Here is a 21480-nt window from a genome sequence, read left to right on the forward strand (position 1 = left end):
CCCGGTCGTCAGGGAACCGGACCGCGCCAGCGCGGTCCGATCCCGGCAACGACCCGACATCAAGGCCCCAAGGACGGGGCCGGAGCCCGGCAGCGATGCCGGGCTTTTTGTTGTGCCCGCGCCGCGGCAATGTCTGACGCGAAGATCAGAACGCACCGATACGAACGTGCGAACACAGGCGCAACACTGAGCAGCCGTCCCCGCACCGGAGCGCTGCGTGCCGCGCCTCGCCACATCCCGGCGGCAAGCCGCGGGATGCGCGCCACTGCCGTCCGCCCACACCGGTTCGCGGTACGCGCGCCACGCGCCCGAGCGCACGCTGCTGTACGCGTTGGTAGAGGCGCACTACCCGGACTTCATTGCACGGATCGAAGCGGAGGGCCGCTCGCTGCCCGGGTATGTCCGCGAGGCGTTCGATGCCTACCTGCGTTGCGGCGTACTCGAGCACGGCTTCCTGCGGGTGGTGTGCGAGCACTGCCGTGCAGAGAGGCTGGTGGCCTTCTCCTGCAAGAAGCGCGGGTTCTGCCCGAGTTGCGGCGCGCGACGCATGGCCGAGAGTGCGCGGCACCTGGTCGAGGAGGTGTTCGGCCCGCGGCCTGTGCGGCAATGGGTGCTGAGCTTTCCGTACCCCTTGCGTTTCCTGTTCGCCAGCAAGCCAGAAGCCATTGGCCCGGTGCTGGGCATCGTGCAGCGCGTGATCGCCGGCTGGTTGGCCGATCAAGCCGGCATCGACCGCGCCAGCGCCCAGTGCGGCGCGGTGACGCTGATCCAGCGTTTCGGCAGCGCGCTGAACCTGAACATCCACTTCCACATGCTGTGGCTCGACGGCGTGTACGTGGAAGCCACCGAGCTGCCGCGGCGCGAACTGCGCCTGCACCGCGCCCGTGCGCCCACCACCGCGCAGTTGACCCAGCTGGCAGCTACCATCGCGCACCGGGTGTGTCGGCACCTGACGCGCAAAGGCTGGCTCGAAGGGGAGGGCGAATCGGCCTTCCTGGCAGACAGCGCTGCAGGCGACGACAGCATGGATGGGCTGCGGATGAGTTCGATCACCTACCGCATCGCCACCGGCCGCGACGCTGGCTGCAAGGTCGTCACGCTGCAAACGCTGCCCGGTGACGCCGGTTCGCTGGAGGGCGAAGCCGGCAAGGTCGGCGGCTTCTCACTGCATGCCGGCGTGGCGGCCGAAGCACACGAAAGCCACAAGCTGGAAAAGCTGTGCCGCTACATCACGCGCCCGGCGATCAGCGAGAAGCGGCTGTCGATAGCGCTCCAGGGCAGGGTGCGTTACCAGCTCAAGACCCCGTGGCGCAATGGCACCACGCATGTGGAATGGGATCCGGTGGATTTCATCGCCAAGCTGGCGGCGCTGGTCCCGCCACCTCGCGCGCATCTCACCCGCTTCCACGGCGTATTCGCCCCGAATGCAAACCTGCGTGCGCAGCTGACGCCCTCGGGGCGCGGCAAGCGGCCTGCGGGCGATGCGGCGCCAGTGGACGTCAGCGCCCACGACGCGCCGCGCAGCCCCGAGGAGAAGCGCCGTGCGATGAGCTGGGCGCAACGGCTCAAGCGGGTCTTTTCCATCGACGTCACCGCCTGCGTCCACTGCGGTGGCACCGTGCGGATCGTCGCCAGCATCGAGGAACCCACCGCCATCCGCGCCATCCTCGCCCACTTCGAGAAGCACGGCGCGCGGGAAGAAGCGCACTACAGGCCCGCAGCGCGCGCGCCGCCAGTGCAAGCCGCGTGACGATCTGCCGGCTGCACAGCCGACGGCGAAACCGGAATCCGAGCCGATGCGGCCACGATCCGCAGGGCGGCGCTCGGCCCGCTGTCGGGAATCAGCGAAGCATGGCTGCTGACAACGCCGCTGCGTGGCCCCGCGATGCCGAAATCCCACTCACAGACGTCCGATCCGTGCCCAAAACGGGGCTTGCGCGACCGCCGCCTACCCAGCAGACTGCCCGAAAAGGGCGTTTGAACTTCCTATACGCAAGGAACGTCTCGCCTGCCAAATCGGGCCATGTGACGGCTGACCGCTTGGCGAGCGGATGCCGTTCCGGTAGCACCGCCAAGAGCGGTTCGGTCCATGTGCGACGGGAATGGCAGTCGGGTGGTTGGGGCGTGCCCGCGACGAACGCCACGTCCAACCTGCCGGCGCGAAGCTGCACCACCGCTTCACGGGCCGGGCCTTCGGCGATCTCGACTTCAACATCGGGGTAATCCTTGCGGTATTGGCCGATCAGCTTTGCGAGGAAGCTATGCGGAATCAGGGCATGGATACCGATACGAAGCCGGCCGCTTTCTCCGGCTGCCGCCATGCCGGCGGTTTTCACCGCATGGTCGAGTTGGTCAATACCTACGGCTATCCGCTCGACGAAATGGCGTCCGGCCTCGGTCAGCCGAACGCCGCGCGCATGACGCTCGAACAAGAGGATGCCGAGGTCTTCTTCCAGTGCCTTCACGCGGGCGCTGACGCTGGACTGTGCAACGCCGAGCGCGTTGGCGGCGTGACGGAAGTTGAGATATTCGGCGACAGCGAGAGTGTGAACTAAGGTCATCATTGGCACTCGCCCCGAAAGGAGATGATTGCTCAACAGATTTAATCCGTCATTTCTCCTAAGTCTACGCATGCCAAATCGCCATGACTAAATCACAATGAAGTTGCGAATGGTCTGCGTAGTATTGGCAGACATATTAAATAGAGGATCGCGCCGACAATCCAAACCCAACCGTTCCATGCCCCGGCGGTGGCAGAATAGAGTGCTGTGAAGCCAAGCGGTCCTGCGATAGAGCTTAGATTGGTGAGGCTCGTTAGCGTTCCTTGCAAAGCCCCTTGCTTGTTACTGCTGACATTGTTTGAGAGCATTGCCTGCAAGGCCGGCATGCCAACACCCCCGGCGGCAAGCAGCAACAGAATCGGGAACACCATCCATCCCTGCGTGGCAAAAGCCAGAAGAACGAAGCCAGTCGCATCCGCAGCCATGCCAAACAGCAGCGTGCGCCGCTCTCCAAGCCGGCTTGAAAGCGGGCCGGTAACAAACGCTTGGAAGATCGCATGTGTTGCCCCAAACGCCGCGAGCGACAAACCAACGGTCGCGGTGTTCCACTGAAAACGGTCCTCGCCATATATGACCCATAGGGCTGCAGGCACTTGGCCGATCAGTTGAATAATGAAGAAAACTGCGAAAAGCGCACCTAGCCCGCGCAATGCATCATCCAGCCGTAACAGAACGAATGGTTTGATGCGAACCGGCTTTCCGGTCCCGCCATGGCTGTGATGAGTCTCCTTGAGGAAAATGCAGGCAAGCAGGAACGCGAACCCGTTGAGAAGGGCGGCGGCGATAAACGGGGCATGAGCAGAGATACCACCGAGCATGCCACCAAGTGCTGGCCCGGCAATCATGCCCGCCCCATAACAGGCCCCCATGTAGCCGAACCAGCGTGCGCGAGAACCTTCCCCCGTCGAATCGGCAATGGTTGAGGCTGCTACAGCTCCGGTTGCGCCCGTGACGCCGGACACGAGTCGGCCGATATAGAGCACCCATAAGACCGGCGCTGATGCCATAATCGTGTAATCGACTGCGGCTCCTGCAAGAGAAGCCAGAAGTACCGGACGCCGACCGTAAGAATCCGAAAGCTGTCCAAGCATGGGCGCGAAGACGACCTGCATCAATGCATAGAGCGACAGCAAGGCACCATAGTGTCCAGCGACCTGCTCTGCTGGCACAAGCTCACGCAGAAGCGTCGGAAGGACGGGCATGATGAGGCCGAGACCCATGGCGTCAAGACCCACGATCAGCAGGGCAATGATGGCAGAGCTGCGCACCTGAAACTCCAGCGCCGCTCAATGGAGCGACTTTATCAACGATAAGGAGATGGAAATATAACTTATCGGTGATAAATTGTCAAGCACTGGCGAAGGAACGTGAATGACCAAACTGGACAAGGGCACCGTGATCGCGGCGGCGCTAGAGCTGTTGAACGAGGTTGGCATGGACAGCCTGACGACGCGGAAGCTCGCTGAACGCCTCAAGGTTCAGCAGCCTGCGCTTTACTGGCATTTCCAGAACAAGCGAGCGCTGCTTGATGCGCTCGCCGAGGCGATGCTGGCGGAACGCCATACCCGCTCGCTACCCGAAGAGAATGAGGACTGGCGGGTGTTCCTGAAAGAGAATGCCCTGAGCTTCAGAACGGCGTTGCTCTCTTATCGGGACGGCGCGCGTATCCATGCCGGCACTCGACCGACAGAACCGAATTTTGGCACCGCCGAGACGCAAATACGCTTTCTCTGCGCGGAGGGCTTTTGTCCGAAGCGCGCCGTTTGGGCGCTCCGGGCGGTCAGTCACTATGTGGTCGGTTCCGTTCTCGAGCAGCAGGCATCTGATGCCGATGAGAGAGTTCCGGACAGGCCAGATGTGTCCGAGCAAGCACCGTCGTCCTTCCTGCACGATCTGTTTCACGAGTTGGAAACAGACGGCATGGATGCTGCGTTCAACTTCGGACTCGACAGCCTCATCGCTGGTTTCGAGCGGCTGCGTTCATCTACAACAGATTAGAGGCTTATGCCCCTTTGCCGCCCCAACTGCCACGACACCGATCCGCTTTGCACGATGCCCATGACCTCACGGCCGAGCTGGCGGTCGATGACCGGCCGCCACGGGACAAGGGAAATGAGCGGTATCTTGCCAGACAGGATACCGCCATTCACGAGGTTTCGAAGATTATTGCGCCGCATCGGAGCGGGCTTGCTTCCAGTCGTCGGCTAGACGGGGTCGTTTGCGGGAAGGGGCGGAATCCTACGCTAAGGCTTTGGCCAGCGATATTCTCCGGTGAGATTGATGTGTTCCCAGGGGATAGGAGAAGTCGCTTGATATCTAGTATGACGTCTGTCGCACCTGCTTGATCGCGGCCGCGATAGCTAGATCGCGTTGCTCCTCTTCTCCATCCGCGTTCCAAGCTGCGGAAAGGCACCCATAAGCGTACGCCTGGTCGAGCAGGCGACGCGGATCGACGTCCAGCGCACGAGAGAATGCGTCCGCCATCTGTGCAATGCGTCTAGGATCGAGACAAAGGTCGTCTCTGTCAGCCGGATCGTAGAACATATTGGCGGCGCCAAAGCCCACTTCACCGACCAGACCGACGGGATCTATCACCAGCCAGCCGCGACTGGAGAACATGATGTTTTCATGATGCAGATCGCCATGTAGCCCACGCAGTTCCGAGGCATTGCTCATCATTTGATCGGCTATAATCGCCGCGTGGACGTAGTCAGTTTGACAACCTGCGTTTTGATCATCGCGCGCCCGCTGAAACAAAGCTGCAAAGCGATCCCGGATCGGGAGAAGGGCAGAAGGCAGGGGTTCCTCAGATGCGGCATACAGCTTCGCCATTAGTTCCGCTGCAATTTCGGTCGCCTGGTAGTCGCCGTGCTCGGCAACGATGTGAGAGAGCATTCGCTCCCCGGCATATTCGAGCAACATCAGATTGTTCTCACGACCGAGCAACCGGACTGCTCCCCTCCCATTGCGCCATACCAGATAGTCGGCCCCGCGCAGTTCATCAGCAATGTCTTCTATAGGTTTCAATCCCTTGACGATTGCAGGAGTCCCGTCTGGCAATGAAACTTTCCAAACGAGGCTGGAAAAGGTGTCCGCAATGAGAACAGGTTGCGAAACGTGCCAATGAGCAGGAAAAACAGGCGGCATGAACATCAACCCCAAGTCAGAGGGTCCAATCGCAGATAGAAGGCAAGGCGTTCGCGGTCGGGGGCTTCGATCCCCAATACATTGAATAGGACAGCGAAGGCGCGCTCTGCTTCATCTGGCGCTGCCCAGTTCTCTTCGGCGTTAGCAATCATGAGTGCCAAATCGGCATAGCGATCTGCTGTTCCGAGCCGCCCAAGGTCGATCAGACCCGTGCATTGAAGAGTTTTAGGGTCCACCATGAAGTTCGGCATGCAGGGATCACCATGGCAAACAACCATATCGGTGCGCTCTTGGTCGAGCCGCACCGGTAGCTCTCGTTCGACACGAGCCAAAAGATCGAGCTGCGGCGTACTCTTGTCCTCGTCCGGTAAGAAGTCGGGATTGACGGCATTGCGGGACACCACATCAACGGCGCGTCCGAACATTCGCGACAGCCTGCGCTCAAACGGACATTGATCAACCGATAGGCTGTGAACAGCGCCAAGTTGCTGCCCCATTGACGGCCACGCTTTGAGCAAATCCGCTCCAGACAGATCAGCCGCCGGTACTCCCGGAATTGCCGTTATCACCAAGCATGCACCCTCCTGTTCCTCCTGCCAGTTGATGACCTCGGGGCAAGCCACACCTCGACCTTTGAGCCAAATGAGGCGGTCACGCTCTCCAGCGAGCTCACCGCGGCGGGAAGCAGGTGCGATTTTCGCGAAGGCATGCCCGTCACCACGTCGAAAAACAAAATCACCAGATTCTCCGCCTCTGACAGGCAACCAGTCAGAATGCGATTCACCAAAAAAAATATTAGTTCGATTCAATGGAGGTTCCTTCAGTTTTCTGATGAAGCGCGGAGGTGGCTCAACTTGCGAAAAGAAACGAGTTGCGACGTAAGTCCGAGAACATGCTTTCCATGGTCTCTGAGCTCGCCTTTGGGACCGACATATCGGTAGAGAGTGACGCGCTCGATGCCGAGTTCCTTGCAGAGATCGGAAACTGAAGTATCGCGCTGGGCCATGGCGGCTTGCGCGAGACGCACCTGAGCTTTGGTGAGCGCGAATTTTCGTCCGCCCTTGCGACCGCGCGCTCTCGCGGAGGCGAGACCCGCCATGGTGCGCTCTCGGATCAGATCCCGCTCGAACTCGGCCAAGGTGGCGAAGATTCCGAACACCATGCGACCGGACGCAGTCGTGGTGTCGATCTGAGCGCCCTTTCCAGTCAGAACCCGCAGGCCGATCTTGCGGTCTGACAGCTCCTTCACCGTGTTGACCAGATGGGCAAGCGATCGTCCGAGGCGATCGAGCTTCCAGACCACCAGCACATCGCCGTCACGCAATGACTTGAGGCAGGCAGTCAAGCCAGGGCGATCATCACGACCGCCGGAAGCAAGATCATCATAGATATTGTCCCGTTCGACACCTGCGGCGCGCAAGGTGTCGTGCTGCAGGTCGAGAGACTGCGAGCCATCGGCTTTGGAGACGCGGGCATATCCGATCAGCATGTATCACAAACGTTGGTTTGAGGCGGCGCTTCGGCCACGATTGCATTGACCTCTGGAAATGTATCTCAACCAGCTTCATAAACAAAGCGTCTTGAACGCTATCAGATTTTGAAAAAGGAACATGTATGCCGCGTCGCGTCACTCTAACCGATCGGCAGAAAGACGCGCTGTTGCGCTTGCCGACTTCACAGACGGATTTGCTCAAGCACTATACGCTGAGTGATGAAGACCTTGGGCATATCAGGCTGCGTCGGCGCGCTCACAACAGGTTCGGCTTCGCCCTGCAATTGTGTGTCCTGCGCTATCCCGGCCGGGTGCTGGCTCCAGGCGAACTGATCCCTGCAGAGGTCATCGAATTTATCGGAGCGCAGCTTGGCCTGGGTGCCGACGATCTCGTAGACTATGCTGCCCGCGAGGAAACACGGCACGAGCATCTTGCCGAGTTACGGGGGCTCTACGGCTTCCGCACCTTCTCCGGACGTGGTGCGAGCGAGCTGAAGGAATGGTTGTTCCGAGAAGCCGAGATGGCGGTGTCGAACGAGGATATCGCCCGTCGCTTCGTAGCCGAGTGCCGACGCACCCGCACTGTCCTTCCCGCGACATCCACGATCGAGCGGCTTTGTGCCGCGGCTCTCGTCGATGCCGAGCGACGCATCGAGACGAGGATCGCCATTCGTCTGCCTATGTCGATCCGAGAACAGTTGCTGGCATTGCTCGAGGAGACGGCTGATGATCGGGTGACCCGTTTTGTGTGGCTGCGCCAGTTCGAGCCTGGCTCGAACTCTTCGTCGGCCAACCGGCTGCTCGACCGGCTCGAATATCTGCAACGCGTCGATCTCCCCGAGGATCTGCTTGCCGGCGTTCCTGCCCATCGGGTGACTCGTCTGCGCAGGCAGGGTGAACGGTATTATGCCGACGGCATGCGCGATCTCCCGGAGGACAGGCGGCTTGCGATCTTGGCTGTTTGCGTCTCGGAATGGCAGGCGATGTTGGCCGACGCAGTGGTCGAAACCCACGACCGGATCGTCGGCCGTCTCTACCGTGCTTCGGAGCGTATTTGCCATGCAAAGGTCGCAGACGAAGCGGGGGTGGTGCGTGACACCCTGAAATCCTTCGCCGAGATCGGGGGCGCCCTGGTCGATGCACAGGATGATGGCCAGCCGCTGGGCGACGTCATCGCGAGCGGATCAGGGTGGGACGGCTTCAAAACCCTTGTTGCAATGGCAACCAGGCTCACCGCCACCATGGCCGACGATCCGCTCAACCATGTGCTCGACGGTTATCACCGCTTCCGCCGATACGCTCCACGCATGTTGCGCCTGCTCGATCTGCGAGCTGCGCCCGTTGCACTGCCGCTTCTGGAAGCGGTGACGGCCCTTCGTACCGGTTTGAACGATGCCGCGATGACCAGCTTCTTGCGGCCCAGCTCGAAATGGCATCGCCACCTTCGGGCCCAGAGGGCTGGCGACGCTCGCCTATGGGAGATCGCGGTGCTGTTCCATCTGCGCGATGCGTTCCGCTCCGGAGATGTCTGGCTTACTAGGTCCCGGCGCTATGGCGATCTGAAACACGCACTCGTTCCGGCACAAGCCATCGCGGAAGGCGGTCGTCTCGCTGTGCCATTGCGGCCGGAGGAATGGCTGGCAGACCGGCAAGCTCGCCTCGACATGCGGTTGCGCGAGCTTGGCCGTGCCGCTCGCGCAGGCACGATCCCGGGCGGGTCGATTGAAAACGGCGTTCTGCATATCGAGAAACTCGAAGCCGCCGCGCCGACAGGCGCCGAAGATCTGGTGCTCGATCTCTACAAGCAGATCCCGCCCACGCGCATCACCGATCTCCTGCTGGAGGTGGATGCGGCGACCGGCTTCACCGAAGCGTTCACCCATCTGCGCACAGGAGCACCCTGCGCTGACCGGATCGGGCTAATGAACGTTATCTTGGCGGAAGGGATCAACCTCGGCTTGCGCAAAATGGCGGATGCGACAAACACCCACACCTTCTGGGAATTGATCCGCATTGGACGGTGGCATGTCGAGGGCGAAGCCTATGACCGGGCGCTGGCCATGGTGGTCGAGGCACAGGCAGCGTTACCCATGGCCCGGTTCTGGGGCATGGGCACGTCGGCTTCGAGCGACGGACAGTTCTTCGTCGCTACAGAGCAAGGTGAGGCCATGAACCTGGTCAACGCGAAATATGGCAATACCCCGGGCCTGAAAGCCTATAGCCACGTCTCCGACCAATATGCGCCGTTCGCAACCCAGGTGATTCCTGCAACGGCAAGCGAAGCGCCTTACATCCTCGATGGCCTGCTGATGAACGATGCTGGACGCCATATCCGCGAGCAGTTCACCGACACGGGCGGCTTCACCGATCACGTCTTTGCCGCATGTGCCATTCTCGGCTACCGGTTCGCTCCGCGCATCCGCGACCTGCCATCCAAACGGCTCTACGCGTTCAATCCGTCGGCCGCCCCGGCGCACCTGCGAGCGTTGATCGGCGGAAAGGTCAACCAAGCCATGATCGAGCGCAATTGGCCCGACACCCTGCGCATCGCCGCCACCATTGCTGCCGGGACCGTCGCGCCAAGCCAGATTCTGCGGAAACTCGCCTCCTATCCGCGGCAGAACGAGCTCGCGACAGCCCTGCGGGAAGTCGGTCGCGTCGAGCGCACCCTGTTCATGATCGACTGGATTCTGGATGCCGAACTCCAACGGCGTGCCCAGATCGGGCTCAACAAAGGCGAAGCTCATCATGCGCTGAAGCGGGCAATCAGCTTCCACCGCCGCGGTGAAATCCGCGACCGTTCCGCCGAAGGCCAGCATTACCGCATCGCCGGCATGAATCTGCTCGCCGCCATCATCATCTTCTGGAACACCATGAAGCTCGGCGAGGTCGTTGCAAACCAGAAACGCGATGGAAAGCTGCTATCGCCCGATCTCTTGGCCCATGTTTCGCCGCTCGGATGGGAACACATCAATCTCACCGGAGAATATCGCTGGCCAAAGCCTTAGCGTAGGATTCCGCCCCCTCCCGCAAACGACCCCATTCAGGGAAAGAGAATGAGCGCTTTCCGGACGGATGGATGGACGCCGCCTATGACGCGCTGAAACCCATGATCGGCGGCACGCTCAACATCAAGCACGTCCGCGCCCATTGGGACGAAATCCTGCGGCTGGCCACCTCGATCAAGCAGGGCACGGTGACGGCCTCCCTGATGCTCCGAAAGCTCGGCAGCTACCCACGCCAGAACGGCCTGGCCGTGGCGCTCCGCGAGCTGGGCCGCATCGAGCGCACGCTGTTCATCCTGGACTGGCTGCAAAGCGTGGAACTGCGCCGCCGCGTGCATGCCGGCCTGAACAAGGGCGAGGCGCGCAATGCGCTGGCCAGGGCAGTGTTTTTCAACCGCCTGGGTGAAATCCGCGACCGCAGTTTCGAGCAGCAGCGCTACCGGGCTAGCGGCCTCAATCTGGTAACGGCTGCCGTCGTGTTGTGGAACACGGTCTATCTGGAACGGGCTGCGCACGCGCTGCGTGGCAACGGCCATGCCGTTGATGACGCGCTGTTGCAGTACCTGTCGCCGCTCGGTTGGGAGCACATCAACCTCACCGGCGATTACCTCTGGCGCAGCAGCGCCAAGATCGGCGCGGGCAAGTTCAGGCCGCTACGACCGCTGCAACCGGCTTAGCGTGCTTTATTTTCCGTTTTCTGAGGCGACCCCAGGGGGGCTGAAAAGTCGCAAGCCCCATGCTCTGCGCCAAGCCAGGTCAAGCCTGCATGGCGAACTCAACTCCATCGTCCTGGTCGAGGGCGAGAGCACAGTGGAAGGAACAACAATGAGACTCCAGATCAGAAAAGCCTACAGTTTTGGTGCCGCTCTCCTGCTGGTTCTTGGCGCGGCCACCATTGGCGCAGCCATCATGAGCAACCGCAGCAGCGCTCTTGCCGACGAAACCGCCGCCAGGCGATACCAGTCCTACCTGCTGGCCGATGAGTTGCGGCAAAGCTCTGACGATCTCACCCGACTGGCGCGCACCTACGTGGCCACCGGTGACGCCAAGTGGGAGAAGCAATACATCGAGATTCTGGATATTCGCAATGGCAAGCTGCCACGGCCTCAGGCCTACGAGCGGATCTATTGGGACTTCCGGGCAGCCGATGCGCAAAACGTGCGTCCTGCAGGCGAAACGGTGCCGCTGCTTGATCTGATGAAGCGGGCCGGCTTTGCAGACAACGAACTCGCCAAGCTGGCCGAAGCCAAGGCCAACTCAGATGATCTGGCGCGCACTGAAACCATCGCCATGAACATGGTGAAGGGCCTCTATGACGACGGCAAAGGTGGGTTCACGCGCCAAGCTGAACCCGACAAGGCCAAGGCTCTGGGGATGATGCACGACTTGGCGTACCACCAGTACAAAGCCAAGATCATGAAACCCGTGGACGAGTTCCTGATTCTTCTCGATGAGCGCACGTCAGCACAGCTGGCCGCAGCCGTGGCGGCGCGGCAGCAATGGTCGAAACTTGCCATGGCCTCGACGGCATTGCTCATCGTGAGCCTGCTCGCCGGGCTACTTTATCTGCGTCGTCGCACCAGCGCCGTGCTTGGCGACGTCAGTCGTGTGGCATCGGGCATTGCGGCAGGGGAGCTTGATCAGTCGATCGATCTCGGAGTGAGGGGTGAAGAAGGTGACCTGCTGCGCACTATGGGCAGCATGCAGCAGCAATTGTCTAGCGTGGTGGGCGCCATTCGCAGTGGTGCCGACAGCGTGGCGACAGCCAGCTCCGAGATTGCACAGGGCAACCAGGACCTGAGCCAGCGCACCGAAGAGCAAGCCAGTGCCCTGCAACAAACGGCCGCCACGATGGAGGAGCTGGGCACCACCACCCGCAACAACGCCGACAACGCCAAGCAGGCCAATCAACTCGCTCAGGGCGCCTCGGCCGTCGCTGCGCAAGGTGGCGAGGTGGTCGGCAAGGTCGTCACCACGATGCAAGGCATCAGCGACAGCAGCCGCAAGATCGGCGACATCATCGGCGTGATCGACGGCATCGCCTTCCAGACCAACATCCTGGCGCTCAACGCAGCCGTTGAGGCGGCCCGCGCAGGTGAGCAGGGCCGCGGCTTCGCTGTCGTGGCGTCTGAAGTGCGCAGCCTCGCGCAGCGCAGCGCTGAGGCTGCCAAGGAAATCAAGGCCCTGATCGGCCGTAGCGTCGAGCAGGTGGAGCAAGGCACCGTGCTGGTGGACGAGGCCGGCAAGACCATGGGCGAGATCGTCGCCTCGATCCAACGCGTGAGTGACATCGTGGCCGAGATTACCTCGGCCAGCGTCGAGCAGAGCTCCGGCATCGGGCAGGTCGGCGAGGCCGTCAGCCAGATGGACCAGGTGACGCAGCAGAACGCGGCGCTTGTGGAAGAGAGCGCTGCCGCCGCAGAGAGCCTGAAGGGCCAGGCCCAGAAACTGGTGCAGGCCGTGGCGGTGTTCAAGCTGTCGCATGAAGGACTTGGAGGCTCGACCCACGCTGCGGCCCCAGCGGCCAACGCTGCTGCCGTCGAGCGTCGCGGCCCGGACCGTGCCAAGAACATCGCCCGGCCGGCATTCAAGGCGAAGGCTGCTGCAGCCCCAGCATCAACCTCTGAGTCGAGCCGGCTCGCTATCGCACCTGCCAAGACCGGCACTGACGACTGGACGTCGTTCTGAGCGCGGCTCGCCGCGCCAGAACCCGCCCCCAATCTCCAAGGAGTCGAAGATGACCGCCATGATTGAAGAGCGCCCAACGGTAGCACCGGTTACGGCGCAGACGACAGCCGCCTCATCAACACGGGCTGCCAAGGCAGTGGCCGCCATGCCCAACGAGTTCCTCAGCTTCCGCCTGGGTGGCGAGGAATACGGCATCGACATCCTGCGGGTACAGGAGATCCGCAGCTACGAGGCACCCACCCGCATTGCGAACGCACCGCATTTCATCAAGGGAGTGATCAACCTGCGTGGCGTGATCGTGCCCATCGTCGACCTGCGCCTGAAGCTCGGTTGCGAGTCGGCCGAGTACACCGATTTCACCGTCGTCATCGTGCTGAACGTGCGCGGACGGGTCATCGGCGTGGTGGTCGATTCGGTGTCGGACGTTCTGGCGCTGGGCGCGGACAACATCAAGCCGGCGCCCCGGATGAGTGCCTCGGTGGATGCCGGCTACATCGTGGGTATGGGATGCTTCAAGAGCGGCGATGTCGAACGCATGCTGATTCTGACCGACATCGAAGCGCTCATGAGCAGCGCCGAGATGGGGTTGATGGAGGCCGCGATGCTTTGATTGATACGATGTATATTATGTTTAATCGTATACGCTCCTAGATCGAGAGCGCTTTTCCAAGGACCAGCGAACATCTAGCCGCATACCCTGCGGCTTTTTAACGATGTTCAGATCACCACGACCTGCTGGCCTGCCCCATCTGCATAGCCTGCTTGATAACATCCAGGCCAGCGAAAAAGAAATAGCCAAGCTCATCGACGTGTCGGTACCGACGCTTCGCAAATACAGAGCCCGGGGGCAAGCACCGCGATCAGTAATGCTTGCCCTTTTTTGGGAGTCAACATGGGGCCTGCGGACCGCTGACGTGACAGCCGCAAATCATGCAGCGCAGTACTTTGCACTGGCGCAGAGTCTCAGGCGTGAAAATGATCGGCTTGTCAAGCAATTGTTGAGAATGGAGAGGGAGCTTTCCAGAGGCCACGGCGCAGCAAATGGCCCAATTTTCCGTCTACCACAAAGCAGGAATTGATATCTGCGTATAGCAGAGCCGCTTCGCGGGTTGTTTTCTAGAGCGCGAAAGTTGAACCGTGCAATGCGAGACACAAGGGGCGCGGCAATGACTGCGCATGCGCGACCGCAACGATACGACAGATGCAGACCCGAAACGCGCAGGAAGCTTACTCAGGCGCGCTAGAAACACCCTACCCTATGACGCCGGGCACGTCGCGCGACAAGACGCTTACATGGGGCGATGCCCCATACCCCAAAGTCAGCATCGCAACCTAAATTGCTTATCCCTGGCAATCCGGCGCTCTTCGGTAATCCAAGGCCTGCTATCGACTCGCGCCATGCTGTCAAGCCGTTTGATGCGCTCGTCTAGCTGCTGGCAGTCTGATTGGTTCGATGGAGCTTGCGAGCCTGAGGAGTAAGGAACACTCGTCAGAGATTCCGCGTTGCGCTTTTGACTGCGCGCCATTGCGACTTGATCATCCCAGGATGCATGCTTCGGGACACGTGCAATCCGCTCAACAGACCAGCCACGTGCGGAGCAGTGCTCATGATTCCAATACAGCCGTCCAGTTGCTGCAGCCCGACACAAAAAAATCTCTTTTGTTTGTGCACCCCTTGGATCTGAAACGGCGGGCGATGTATCGACCTCCTTAGCCCCTTGACAAGGTTGATTGCTATATGTATTACCACATCGAAAAATCTGCCCATTTGCAGAGCCGATCACAAGTAGAAAGAGAAATCCTGTCACTGATTTGATTCGCATTGACAGGTTGTAACAGAATCAATCTGTTGACATAGGACGGATGCCCCATACCCCTCAATTGATCATTGCTGAGCGCACCTGAGCATTGCGGCGCGCGAGACCAGCGCTATATCCCTCGTGCTGCGGCTCCTGATGAGCAACGACCTGCGGCGCGTCCTGGTGCTGCACCAATCCAGGCGTAGGCCTGTCACTACGGGCGCCGGTTGCAGTGTCGATCACGACAGGCTTATCGCCTCTACCGCTGGCCGTATACGGTGCATCGCATGTCACGGGCCGCACAACGCTTAGATATGTCACCGTGGCCATGCAATTTGCAAGACGCTGGACCTTGTAGCCAGCTTGCACCAAGTCATCGCTGGTCAGGTCAAACACGCGGCGCCCCTCACTGCTGACCACAAATGTGATCTGGTCCCTGCCCTGCTTACTGATGTCGCCAGTCATGTGCAGCAGCTTGCCGAACAGTGGGTCTTTGACCTCAGGTGCAGTTGGGGGCACCGACGTACCTGCAAGCTGCTGCGGGGCCTCGGCGGGGCCTTGCTGGGCCTGTTGAGCGGCCGGGGCATGCTGCACGACAGCGGCCGATTTTTTGGCTGCAGGCGCGGTCTTGTGGCCCCAGACGCTTGTGTCGTCGCTGGGCCAAAACGCATAGGCCACATATCCAATGGCGACAACCCAAAATGCCCAGGTGAAGCGCCTGAGCTTCACATTCAGGGGCGAGAGATCCTGCGCCTTGGACTCTGCAGATCCGCTGCTCTGGGTGTTGCTTTTATAGAGCCCGAAATATTTGGATTCGTACTTACGGCGATCCGTCTGGATTGCCGCGCCCCGGTAGCCTGCATGAACCCTGCGAATGTACTCATCAGCGTTGCCCAGGATGTCCGCTTTGCGGCACACGATGCGCGTAGCTATGAGCTGCGCAATGGGCTGGTTGATGTCGCGGAAAGATTGCGTCATCAGCAGCACATCAGCGTTGTAGTGTCGATGCAACTTGAACCACTGCACAACAGCGTCAGGAGTGCCAAGCTTGGGCAACGCGACGTGGCACTCATCAATGACGTATAGCGGGCCTTGATCCTTGTCGCCACGCCATGTGCTGTAGTAGTCCCAGACGCTCCCAAATGTGAAGATGTTTTCGGGCTGTGGCTCAGGCTCGCGGTCGGTCCACAAGCGAAACGCCTCATGCTCAGCGATGTTTGCGGCATTCCAATCACCGATGCGCGGCGCCGGCCTAGTCCGAATCTCGATCAGATCACGCCACGAAGGATCGATAGCCGCGAATGCGTCGATGTTCAGAGGCAGGTTTGTAATGACCTTGCGCCCCGACCGCAGCGCGGGCAGGACGTGATACGCAACGGCTTCATAGCTCTTACCGGAGCCTGGAATGCCCTCAAGTCCATTGACACTCATGATCCAAGCCTTGTAAATGGTATGAGCTGCAGCACAAGACGAACGCCAATAGCAGCAGTGATGATACTGACGGCAGAGCCGACGCCACACAGAGCCATAACGTTCAGAATTTCCTCCGGCAACCCCAAACCAGCACCAAAGCCTTGCAAGCCTCCAATATCAAGAGAGTTTGCAGCACCCACCACAATATCCAGAAGTTGCTCGATTAACCAGCTAATCATATCTGTCAACATGTCCCAAGCTGCCTCAAAAATATTAACAGCAAGATCACTAACATATTTGACAAACGCAGATACTGAATCGCCGATCCAGTCAACGAATTGTTTCCATGTCCCACTGAGCCAATCAATGATGCCCGTGATTGTGCCTTTGAGCCAATTGAGCATGATTTAACCCCCAAAAATAAGACGTCGCGCAAGCAATAGCGCGGAGAGAATGGTGATTGCTCTAAGCACCCCCCATAACCAGCTTGGCGGTGAAATATCGTGCGAGCCGAAGTTCAAACCACGACCAAAATCAAGATCAATAATCCAAGATGGAGGCGTACCACCATCGGAAACTTTTGGCATTAATTCGCCAACGAGATTCGATATTGGCGCATTTTTTATATCGTTCATTTTTGATTGGAATACGCCGCCAGGACCATCTATGTATTTTTTCTTGTAAAGCTTTGGTTGCTCAAAAGAGCCTATTTTTCCGAATCCAGGCTTCCCAGGCAGTGCAGGCCCAGTGTTGTCATCGCAATCAGAGCCTTTGCACTCCCCGTCTCCGTCCCCCTTACCTCCGCCAGTATCAGCACCCGTACCGCCCCCTGTGCCACCGCCATTACCCCCGCCAGTGCCGCCGCCCGTGCCACCACCGTTACCACCCCCGTCCCCACCATCACCCCCACCACCATCGCCCCCACCAGTGCCACCGCCTGTACCGCCGCCCGTGCCACCACCCGTACCGCCCCCAGTGCCGCCCCCAGTGCCGCCGCCAGTGTCACCACCTGTACCGCCCCCAGTGTCGCCGCCTGTACCCCCACCAGTGTCGCCACCGGTGCCCCCGCCTGTACCCCCACCTGTGCCGCCACCATCACCGGGCTGCATAGGCTCATTACACGTCCCGCCTGATTGATAGCTTTGTCTTTGCTTTTGTCCGTCGGCTTCAACCACTGCATTGCTAACAACGACAATACACCCACCCACACATAATGCTGATCCAGCTTTTTCACTTAAAGGAAACATCGGCCCCAATGCATCCGCTTTGCAATTTTTTGGCTCTTCTGGCTTATTGGGGTCTGGCACACATTGACCATTCACACGAATTTCGCCAGATTTGCATTGATCCGGCACACATGCGCCGCCCTCCTCATGCTGGCCTGCTGGGCAACCTTTCGGCTTTTCAGGGACACACGATTTGTTGTCATACTCCTCATATCCTGCATCACACTTACAAGCACTTCCCGAAGCAGTCGAGTTAATGGGGCACTGATCCGCATTTGTGGTAATCCAGAATTTCGAATAATCAAAACCATCGCGGGTGGCAAAACAAAACTCAGTGCCAACGACCCTAACCCCGAAAACGACTCCAGGAGAAGATACAGCAGTGCGTCGATTAACCTCCGCCACAAGCGCCGCGCATAATGCCGATGGACTAGCATACCGGCCAACTGCCGCCGCATATGTGGGGTCACTAACACCGTACATAGTGACTTTGGGCACCGCAGCACTGCTTAAGCTATTTAGGCCAATTAGCAGGAGCAGGAAAAATATTAATTGGTGAATGCGATTAATGCCCACGTCAAATCCTCGCAAGCATGAAAAAACAAATCGCCCCGATCGCGCCGATCAGCGCAAAAGCAGCGTGAACAGCGACGACCAGGGCGACGACCAACATGCCTAACGCCTGTTAGATTTTGGCAATGATGCGCTTGACGACCGAGGGGCCCTTCATCACCAGCGCGATGCCGACAATGACGAGCGCGATCGCGCCGATCTTGGTAGCGATACCGGACAGGTCGATGGAGTCAAGCAGGTCATCCATGCCAGCAGCATGCGATGCGGTCACAGCCATAGCCATGCCAGCGGCAGCAGCCTTTGCGCCGTACTTACGAGCGAGATTGCGAGTGTTTGCGAACATGATTTTTTCCTCAAAAAAAGTTGTAAAAAGGTGCGAACTTGCACCCCAGAGCCGCAGGGCTCTGGCCTGCAATCTCAGAACCTGCGAACCATGCGCAAGGCAACGCCCAGGCCGAAGCCGAGCATTGCGAGCGCGAAGACAAGGCCGAAGCCGATACCCACTGATGCGGACACGCTGCCGGGAGTGATTCCCAGCGCGGCGAGATCCTGCAAAGTGACCTCTGTTACCGCGAGCTGGTGCCCTGGCTGGCAGGGCATTTCGCCGGGCTGAGTGCAGACGAAGTAGCCAGACATCAGCTGTTCACGAAGTCTTGGTAATCGCTTTCCGAGTCCGTATCGACGGAGCCGCACTCTGTGCACGCAACTTCGTCGGAACCCTCCTCCTGTTCCGTCTCAAAAAACGATCCGCAGCCGTAGCAGACATAGGCACTCATGGCTTTACTCCTGAAGAAAAATCGGCACGCTGGCGATGCAGGGCTTTGGCACGCATGCGAGCGACATAGATTCGAGTCCTGCGAGAAGCCGAGGACTCAATACGGCAAAAAAGGGCTATGGCAACGCAGCGAACGACATCCCACAGCACCGCGCCGATCAAGCCGCCGAGCACTGTCATCTGGATCAAGTAATTCGCGTACCGCTGCACTTCAGCGTCAGTCAAACTGGACAAAGCAACCTCCTAAGTAACGTTGTTCACGGCGCAGGTGCGGTACCTCCCCGCAAGCGGGGCCCCTCCGCACCAGCGCCGCCGATCCACATGAACGGCCCATGCGCTTCGATTCGCCTCGGGGTGTGCCGGATGCGCACAAAGCGCGAAAAACCGCCGCCCGTTGGGGCGAACTCAGGCAAGAGAAGCTCTCCCGTTTCAGCATTGACGTAGCCGCCGCCCTTCGAAGGCCGGAAGCGGTCTGTGATCGCGGCATTGCCCTGCACATACGCAGGCCAAAGCACCCAGCGACGGCAACCACGGCCAGACTCATCCAGGCCCCCTGCCCCGTGAATTCGTGCACCATGCGGGAATCCCCCTTGAATCTTGGAAACGTCTTTCGTCGCGTACTTCATCAAGTACGCGACCGGCGCATAGGCCTCGACGCGGTTGGACATGCCATGGCCCCACATGGGCGCCTGCCAGACGCCACGTGCACGCCATGCACGGTCGGGCTTCGGGGGCGTCAGACCGGCATCCAGCCAAACGACAACGTGGTAATGGATCACGCCGCGTCGCTGGAGCTCAGCGACCCATGCGTAGCGCACTTTTTTCTCGCCCGTGCGGCTGTAATGCCACTTGCGTAGACCGTCCAGAAAGCGGCTGATGTGCTCCGGGCGCCAGTCGCGATTTGTGCCCGCGTAGGTCAGCGTGAGCATCCAGACACGCTGATTTTTTGGACCCTGGTTGTGCAGGCACTTGGCCGACACGCCAAGCGCTTTGCGCATGCGTGTCAGGCGGGTTTTTTGGTTGTCGATTTCAATGGTGTTTTCAGTGAAGAAATCAACTACCGAAACACCCTTGCAAGTTGTTGATAGTGAGACAAGCCCGGCGCTTCGCGCCTTCTCGCCCTGCGCGTCGGCCAGAGCCTGAGCAGAGGCCACAGAACGGGCGCGCCAAGCCTCCACAGCCCCACCCATGCGGGCGGACTGCTGCCAGGGCTGGAAGGCCGGGCGCGTGTCTTCGTTGAAGCGGAATTCGCTCATGCTCCAGCCCAATCACGGAATGCGGCACGCTTTGCAACTGCCCTGGCACGACGCTCCGCAGCCAGGTCGCTGTTACAGCGGTCCTGGTCAGCTGTAACAGCGGCCGGCGCGGCGCTCGCTGTAACTGCGATCGACCGCTGTAACTGCGAGCCGGCGCACTTGGCCGCGAGGTCAACGAGGAAGCGGGCGAATGCCGGTGGCGTGCGCTCCCGATCAGCGGGCGAAAGCTTCAGCGTGCGGCCGGCAGCTCGGTGTAACTGGACGGGCAAATCGCCGACCTGCTCACGACTACAACCGACGATGTAGAGATAGGTCGGCTTCGGCGCTGCGTGGCCCCACCACCCCTGATCCACCAGAAGAGTCCAGCCGCCGAATGCATCGACGTGGCCCGGATGAGGCAGGCCAGCAGCGGGCCACAACGTGGAGCCCCATGGATGCTCCAACACGCCACCACAACGGCGCACCTGCTCAACAGCAAACAGGGCCAGGGCCTTTTCGTCTGGGCGAGGCTTGGCCCAATGACGGAGGCGCCCCCAGCCCCGGCACGGAGGGTGGCAGACGACAGGATTGGCACCGGCATAGCCGCGCGCATCGCGCTCCGCATCCCACACATCAGCAGCCAGGCCGAAGTAACAGGAATCGGAACGAGCGAAGAGGACCGACACACCTGGTCGCTGTAACAAGCTAGATGCACTCATGCCCAGCACCCCACTTCAATGATGAAAGCCGCCCAGGCGCGCAGGCGCCAATGCAGGTCATAGACCCGGCGATCAAAGTCCGGTGGCAGGCGCCGAGCGCGCTCGATGAACTCCAGATCGAGCAGCCCTTGCTTGAGCGCGAAGAGGTGCCGCGCCATGTCGCTGGGACCATCGGCGCGGTACACAGGCAGCAGGCGCACTGCGGCAGTCATCAGAAGCCCTGACCGCCCAGTGGCACGTCCCCAGCCCAGTAGCTGGCATCCGTGTACACAACACCGTCGTCACCAATGGTCAGCGAGACCGTGACGCGATCCGCCTTTGCGGCGGACTGGTGCGAGTTGAAGCAAAAAAGGAGCGCCAGGAGCGCCCCTTCTGCCATGGCTTCGCGTGCAGCGTTGTCCATGGTGGCCCCCTTCAGGCAGCGGCTTGCGCCTTCGGGGTGATCTTCAGCAGCTTGGGCTGCAGGGCGAGGTCGCCATTGCGCGTCACGTAGAACGAGCGCGGGTCCAGCGTGTACTCGCCGACCGGGTAATACAGGGCAGCGCCCTGCTCATCCTTCTCCAGGATGATCTCGGTCTTTTCCGGGTAGGGGTTCGGCTTGCCATTCCGATCGAACGTGTGCACGTAGACGGTCTGGAAGTTCAGGTCATAAGGCTTGCCCGAGGCCTTGGCGTTGCCGCGTTGGTTGCGGACGTCGGTCGACTTCACCGAGATTTGAATCATTTGAGCTCCGTTTGGGTTTTGCTCACACAACGTGTACAAGCGGAGCGGACGGTATCACGTACTCGTTACGTGTACAAACTGAGTATTAACATGTACACGTAGCGAGTACGCAACAAAGATAGGA

The 21480-nt window shown here is 60.1% G+C and carries 21 protein-coding genes and 2 pseudogenes; 6 read left to right on the forward strand and 17 right to left on the reverse strand.

Annotated elements, in window-relative coordinates:
* Nucleotides 1-217 precede the first annotated feature (217 nt).
* The gene (locus ACFPFG_RS00265) at nt 218-1750 is read left to right on the forward strand and encodes an IS91-like element ISCR3 family transposase (RefSeq protein ID WP_001747814.1); all 1533 of its coding nucleotides are present in this window, start codon (nt 218-220) and stop codon (nt 1748-1750) included.
* Between the two features lie 91 nt (nt 1751-1841).
* Here the strand turns inward: ACFPFG_RS00265 and ACFPFG_RS00270 are convergent, their stop codons facing one another.
* A complete protein-coding gene (locus tag ACFPFG_RS00270; RefSeq protein ID WP_223151157.1) occupies nt 1842-2564 on the reverse strand; it encodes a LysR family transcriptional regulator in 723 nt (240 codons plus the stop codon).
* Between the two features lie 89 nt (nt 2565-2653).
* Nucleotides 2654-3829: a tetracycline efflux MFS transporter Tet(G) gene (tet(G), locus tag ACFPFG_RS00275; protein WP_001257840.1), complete on the reverse strand. Its 1176-nt coding sequence runs from the start codon at nt 3827-3829 to the stop codon at nt 2654-2656.
* Between the two features lie 103 nt (nt 3830-3932).
* On the opposite strand from tet(G), the gene tetR(G) reads away from it, so the two are divergent.
* On the forward strand, nt 3933-4559 hold the full coding sequence (gene tetR(G), locus ACFPFG_RS00280; protein WP_000163574.1) for a tetracycline resistance transcriptional repressor TetR(G): 627 nt from the start codon (nt 3933-3935) through the stop codon (nt 4557-4559).
* Here the strand turns inward: tetR(G) and ACFPFG_RS00285 are convergent.
* From ACFPFG_RS00285 to ACFPFG_RS00300, 4 genes and pseudogenes are all read right to left on the reverse strand, one after another.
* Nucleotides 4556-4672: pseudogene (locus ACFPFG_RS00285) on the reverse strand (DUF3363 domain-containing protein); the annotation flags it as partial. The gene tetR(G) and the pseudogene ACFPFG_RS00285 overlap by 4 nt on opposite strands.
* Before the next feature lie 205 nt (nt 4673-4877).
* Nucleotides 4878-5714 carry an aminoglycoside O-phosphotransferase APH(6)-Id gene (locus ACFPFG_RS00290; protein WP_000480968.1) on the reverse strand — a complete coding sequence of 279 codons (837 nt, stop codon included), beginning with the start codon at nt 5712-5714 and terminating at the stop codon, nt 4878-4880.
* Nucleotides 5714-6517 (reverse strand): aminoglycoside O-phosphotransferase APH(3'')-Ib, encoded by an 804-nt coding sequence (aph(3'')-Ib, locus tag ACFPFG_RS00295; protein ID WP_001082319.1) that lies wholly within the window; start codon nt 6515-6517, stop codon nt 5714-5716. Before aph(3'')-Ib ends, ACFPFG_RS00290 begins: the two co-directional genes overlap by 1 nt.
* Before the next feature lie 11 nt (nt 6518-6528).
* On the reverse strand, nt 6529-7197 hold the full coding sequence (locus ACFPFG_RS00300) for a recombinase family protein (RefSeq protein WP_023434504.1): 669 nt from the start codon (nt 7195-7197) through the stop codon (nt 6529-6531).
* 125 nt (nt 7198-7322) lie between these two features.
* Between ACFPFG_RS00300 and ACFPFG_RS00305 the strand changes: the two genes are divergently transcribed.
* The 4 genes and pseudogenes from ACFPFG_RS00305 to ACFPFG_RS00320 all read left to right on the forward strand — a co-directional run bounded on the left by ACFPFG_RS00305 (nt 7323) and on the right by ACFPFG_RS00320 (nt 13503).
* The gene (locus tag ACFPFG_RS00305; RefSeq protein ID WP_006473469.1) at nt 7323-10208 is read left to right on the forward strand and encodes a Tn3 family transposase; all 2886 of its coding nucleotides are present in this window, start codon (nt 7323-7325) and stop codon (nt 10206-10208) included.
* A gap of 74 nt (nt 10209-10282) precedes the next feature.
* Nucleotides 10283-10882, forward strand: a pseudogene (locus ACFPFG_RS00310) (Tn3 family transposase); the annotation flags it as partial.
* A gap of 148 nt (nt 10883-11030) precedes the next feature.
* On the forward strand, nt 11031-12893 hold the full coding sequence (locus ACFPFG_RS00315) for a methyl-accepting chemotaxis protein (protein WP_380104339.1): 1863 nt from the start codon (nt 11031-11033) through the stop codon (nt 12891-12893).
* 49 nt (nt 12894-12942) lie between these two features.
* Nucleotides 12943-13503, forward strand: coding sequence for a chemotaxis protein CheW (locus tag ACFPFG_RS00320; RefSeq protein ID WP_380104341.1), 561 nt, complete (start codon nt 12943-12945; stop codon nt 13501-13503).
* A gap of 1267 nt (nt 13504-14770) precedes the next feature.
* Here ACFPFG_RS00320 and ACFPFG_RS00325 read toward each other — a convergent pair.
* The 11 genes from ACFPFG_RS00325 to ACFPFG_RS00375 all read right to left on the reverse strand — a co-directional run bounded on the left by ACFPFG_RS00325 (nt 14771) and on the right by ACFPFG_RS00375 (nt 21356).
* Nucleotides 14771-16123 (reverse strand): zonular occludens toxin domain-containing protein, encoded by a 1353-nt coding sequence (locus ACFPFG_RS00325; protein WP_374623374.1) that lies wholly within the window; start codon nt 16121-16123, stop codon nt 14771-14773.
* Complete coding sequence (locus ACFPFG_RS00330; protein WP_374623377.1) at nt 16120-16509, reverse strand: DUF2523 family protein; 390 nt, start codon at nt 16507-16509, stop codon at nt 16120-16122. The genes ACFPFG_RS00325 and ACFPFG_RS00330 overlap by 4 nt, the downstream gene beginning before the upstream one ends.
* A gap of 3 nt (nt 16510-16512) precedes the next feature.
* A complete protein-coding gene (locus ACFPFG_RS00335; RefSeq protein ID WP_374623380.1) occupies nt 16513-17907 on the reverse strand; it encodes a hypothetical protein in 1395 nt (464 codons plus the stop codon).
* Nucleotides 17908-18016: 109 nt separating this feature from the next.
* Nucleotides 18017-18247: a hypothetical protein gene (locus tag ACFPFG_RS00340; RefSeq protein WP_374623383.1), complete on the reverse strand. Its 231-nt coding sequence runs from the start codon at nt 18245-18247 to the stop codon at nt 18017-18019.
* Nucleotides 18248-18321: 74 nt separating this feature from the next.
* Nucleotides 18322-18540 carry a hypothetical protein gene (locus ACFPFG_RS00345; RefSeq protein ID WP_374623386.1) on the reverse strand — a complete coding sequence of 73 codons (219 nt, stop codon included), beginning with the start codon at nt 18538-18540 and terminating at the stop codon, nt 18322-18324.
* The gene (locus tag ACFPFG_RS00350) at nt 18540-18680 is read right to left on the reverse strand and encodes a hypothetical protein (protein ID WP_374623389.1); all 141 of its coding nucleotides are present in this window, start codon (nt 18678-18680) and stop codon (nt 18540-18542) included. The genes ACFPFG_RS00345 and ACFPFG_RS00350 overlap by 1 nt, the downstream gene beginning before the upstream one ends.
* Nucleotides 18681-18936: 256 nt before the next feature.
* On the reverse strand, nt 18937-19935 hold the full coding sequence (locus ACFPFG_RS00355; protein ID WP_374623392.1) for a rolling circle replication-associated protein: 999 nt from the start codon (nt 19933-19935) through the stop codon (nt 18937-18939).
* Entirely contained in the window at nt 19932-20633 is a 702-nt protein-coding gene (locus tag ACFPFG_RS00360; protein ID WP_380104344.1) for a hypothetical protein, read from the reverse strand. The genes ACFPFG_RS00355 and ACFPFG_RS00360 overlap by 4 nt, the downstream gene beginning before the upstream one ends.
* Complete coding sequence (locus ACFPFG_RS00365; protein WP_374621970.1) at nt 20630-20845, reverse strand: hypothetical protein; 216 nt, start codon at nt 20843-20845, stop codon at nt 20630-20632. The genes ACFPFG_RS00360 and ACFPFG_RS00365 overlap by 4 nt, the downstream gene beginning before the upstream one ends.
* Nucleotides 20845-21036, reverse strand: coding sequence for a hypothetical protein (locus ACFPFG_RS00370; RefSeq protein ID WP_034367001.1), 192 nt, complete (start codon nt 21034-21036; stop codon nt 20845-20847). Before ACFPFG_RS00370 ends, ACFPFG_RS00365 begins: the two co-directional genes overlap by 1 nt.
* Before the next feature lie 11 nt (nt 21037-21047).
* Complete coding sequence (locus ACFPFG_RS00375; protein WP_374621966.1) at nt 21048-21356, reverse strand: single-stranded DNA-binding protein; 309 nt, start codon at nt 21354-21356, stop codon at nt 21048-21050.
* Nucleotides 21357-21480 lie beyond the last annotated feature (124 nt).

Source organism: Delftia deserti (genome assembly GCF_042653485.1).
Taxonomy (GTDB): Bacteria; Pseudomonadota; Gammaproteobacteria; order Burkholderiales; family Burkholderiaceae_C; genus Comamonas; species Comamonas acidovorans.

Coding starts and splice junctions, on each gene's coding strand:
- ACFPFG_RS00270 (WP_223151157.1), bottom strand. CDS start 2,564: ATGATGACCTTAGTTCACACTCTCGCTGTCGCCGAATATCTCAACTTC.
- ACFPFG_RS00290 (WP_000480968.1), bottom strand. CDS start 5,714: ATGTTCATGCCGCCTGTTTTTCCTGCTCATTGGCACGTTTCGCAACCT.
- ACFPFG_RS00300 (WP_023434504.1), bottom strand. CDS start 7,197: ATGCTGATCGGATATGCCCGCGTCTCCAAAGCCGATGGCTCGCAGTCT.
- ACFPFG_RS00305 (WP_006473469.1), top strand. CDS start 7,323: ATGCCGCGTCGCGTCACTCTAACCGATCGGCAGAAAGACGCGCTGTTG.
- ACFPFG_RS00315 (WP_380104339.1), top strand. CDS start 11,031: ATGAGACTCCAGATCAGAAAAGCCTACAGTTTTGGTGCCGCTCTCCTG.
- ACFPFG_RS00320 (WP_380104341.1), top strand. CDS start 12,943: ATGACCGCCATGATTGAAGAGCGCCCAACGGTAGCACCGGTTACGGCG.
- ACFPFG_RS00325 (WP_374623374.1), bottom strand. CDS start 16,123: ATGAGTGTCAATGGACTTGAGGGCATTCCAGGCTCCGGTAAGAGCTAT.
- ACFPFG_RS00330 (WP_374623377.1), bottom strand. CDS start 16,509: ATGCTCAATTGGCTCAAAGGCACAATCACGGGCATCATTGATTGGCTC.
- ACFPFG_RS00340 (WP_374623383.1), bottom strand. CDS start 18,247: ATGTTCGCAAACACTCGCAATCTCGCTCGTAAGTACGGCGCAAAGGCT.
- ACFPFG_RS00345 (WP_374623386.1), bottom strand. CDS start 18,540: ATGTCTGGCTACTTCGTCTGCACTCAGCCCGGCGAAATGCCCTGCCAG.
- ACFPFG_RS00350 (WP_374623389.1), bottom strand. CDS start 18,680: ATGAGTGCCTATGTCTGCTACGGCTGCGGATCGTTTTTTGAGACGGAA.
- ACFPFG_RS00355 (WP_374623392.1), bottom strand. CDS start 19,935: ATGAGCGAATTCCGCTTCAACGAAGACACGCGCCCGGCCTTCCAGCCC.
- ACFPFG_RS00360 (WP_380104344.1), bottom strand. CDS start 20,633: ATGAGTGCATCTAGCTTGTTACAGCGACCAGGTGTGTCGGTCCTCTTC.
- ACFPFG_RS00365 (WP_374621970.1), bottom strand. CDS start 20,845: ATGACTGCCGCAGTGCGCCTGCTGCCTGTGTACCGCGCCGATGGTCCC.
- ACFPFG_RS00370 (WP_034367001.1), bottom strand. CDS start 21,036: ATGGACAACGCTGCACGCGAAGCCATGGCAGAAGGGGCGCTCCTGGCG.
- ACFPFG_RS00375 (WP_374621966.1), bottom strand. CDS start 21,356: ATGATTCAAATCTCGGTGAAGTCGACCGACGTCCGCAACCAACGCGGC.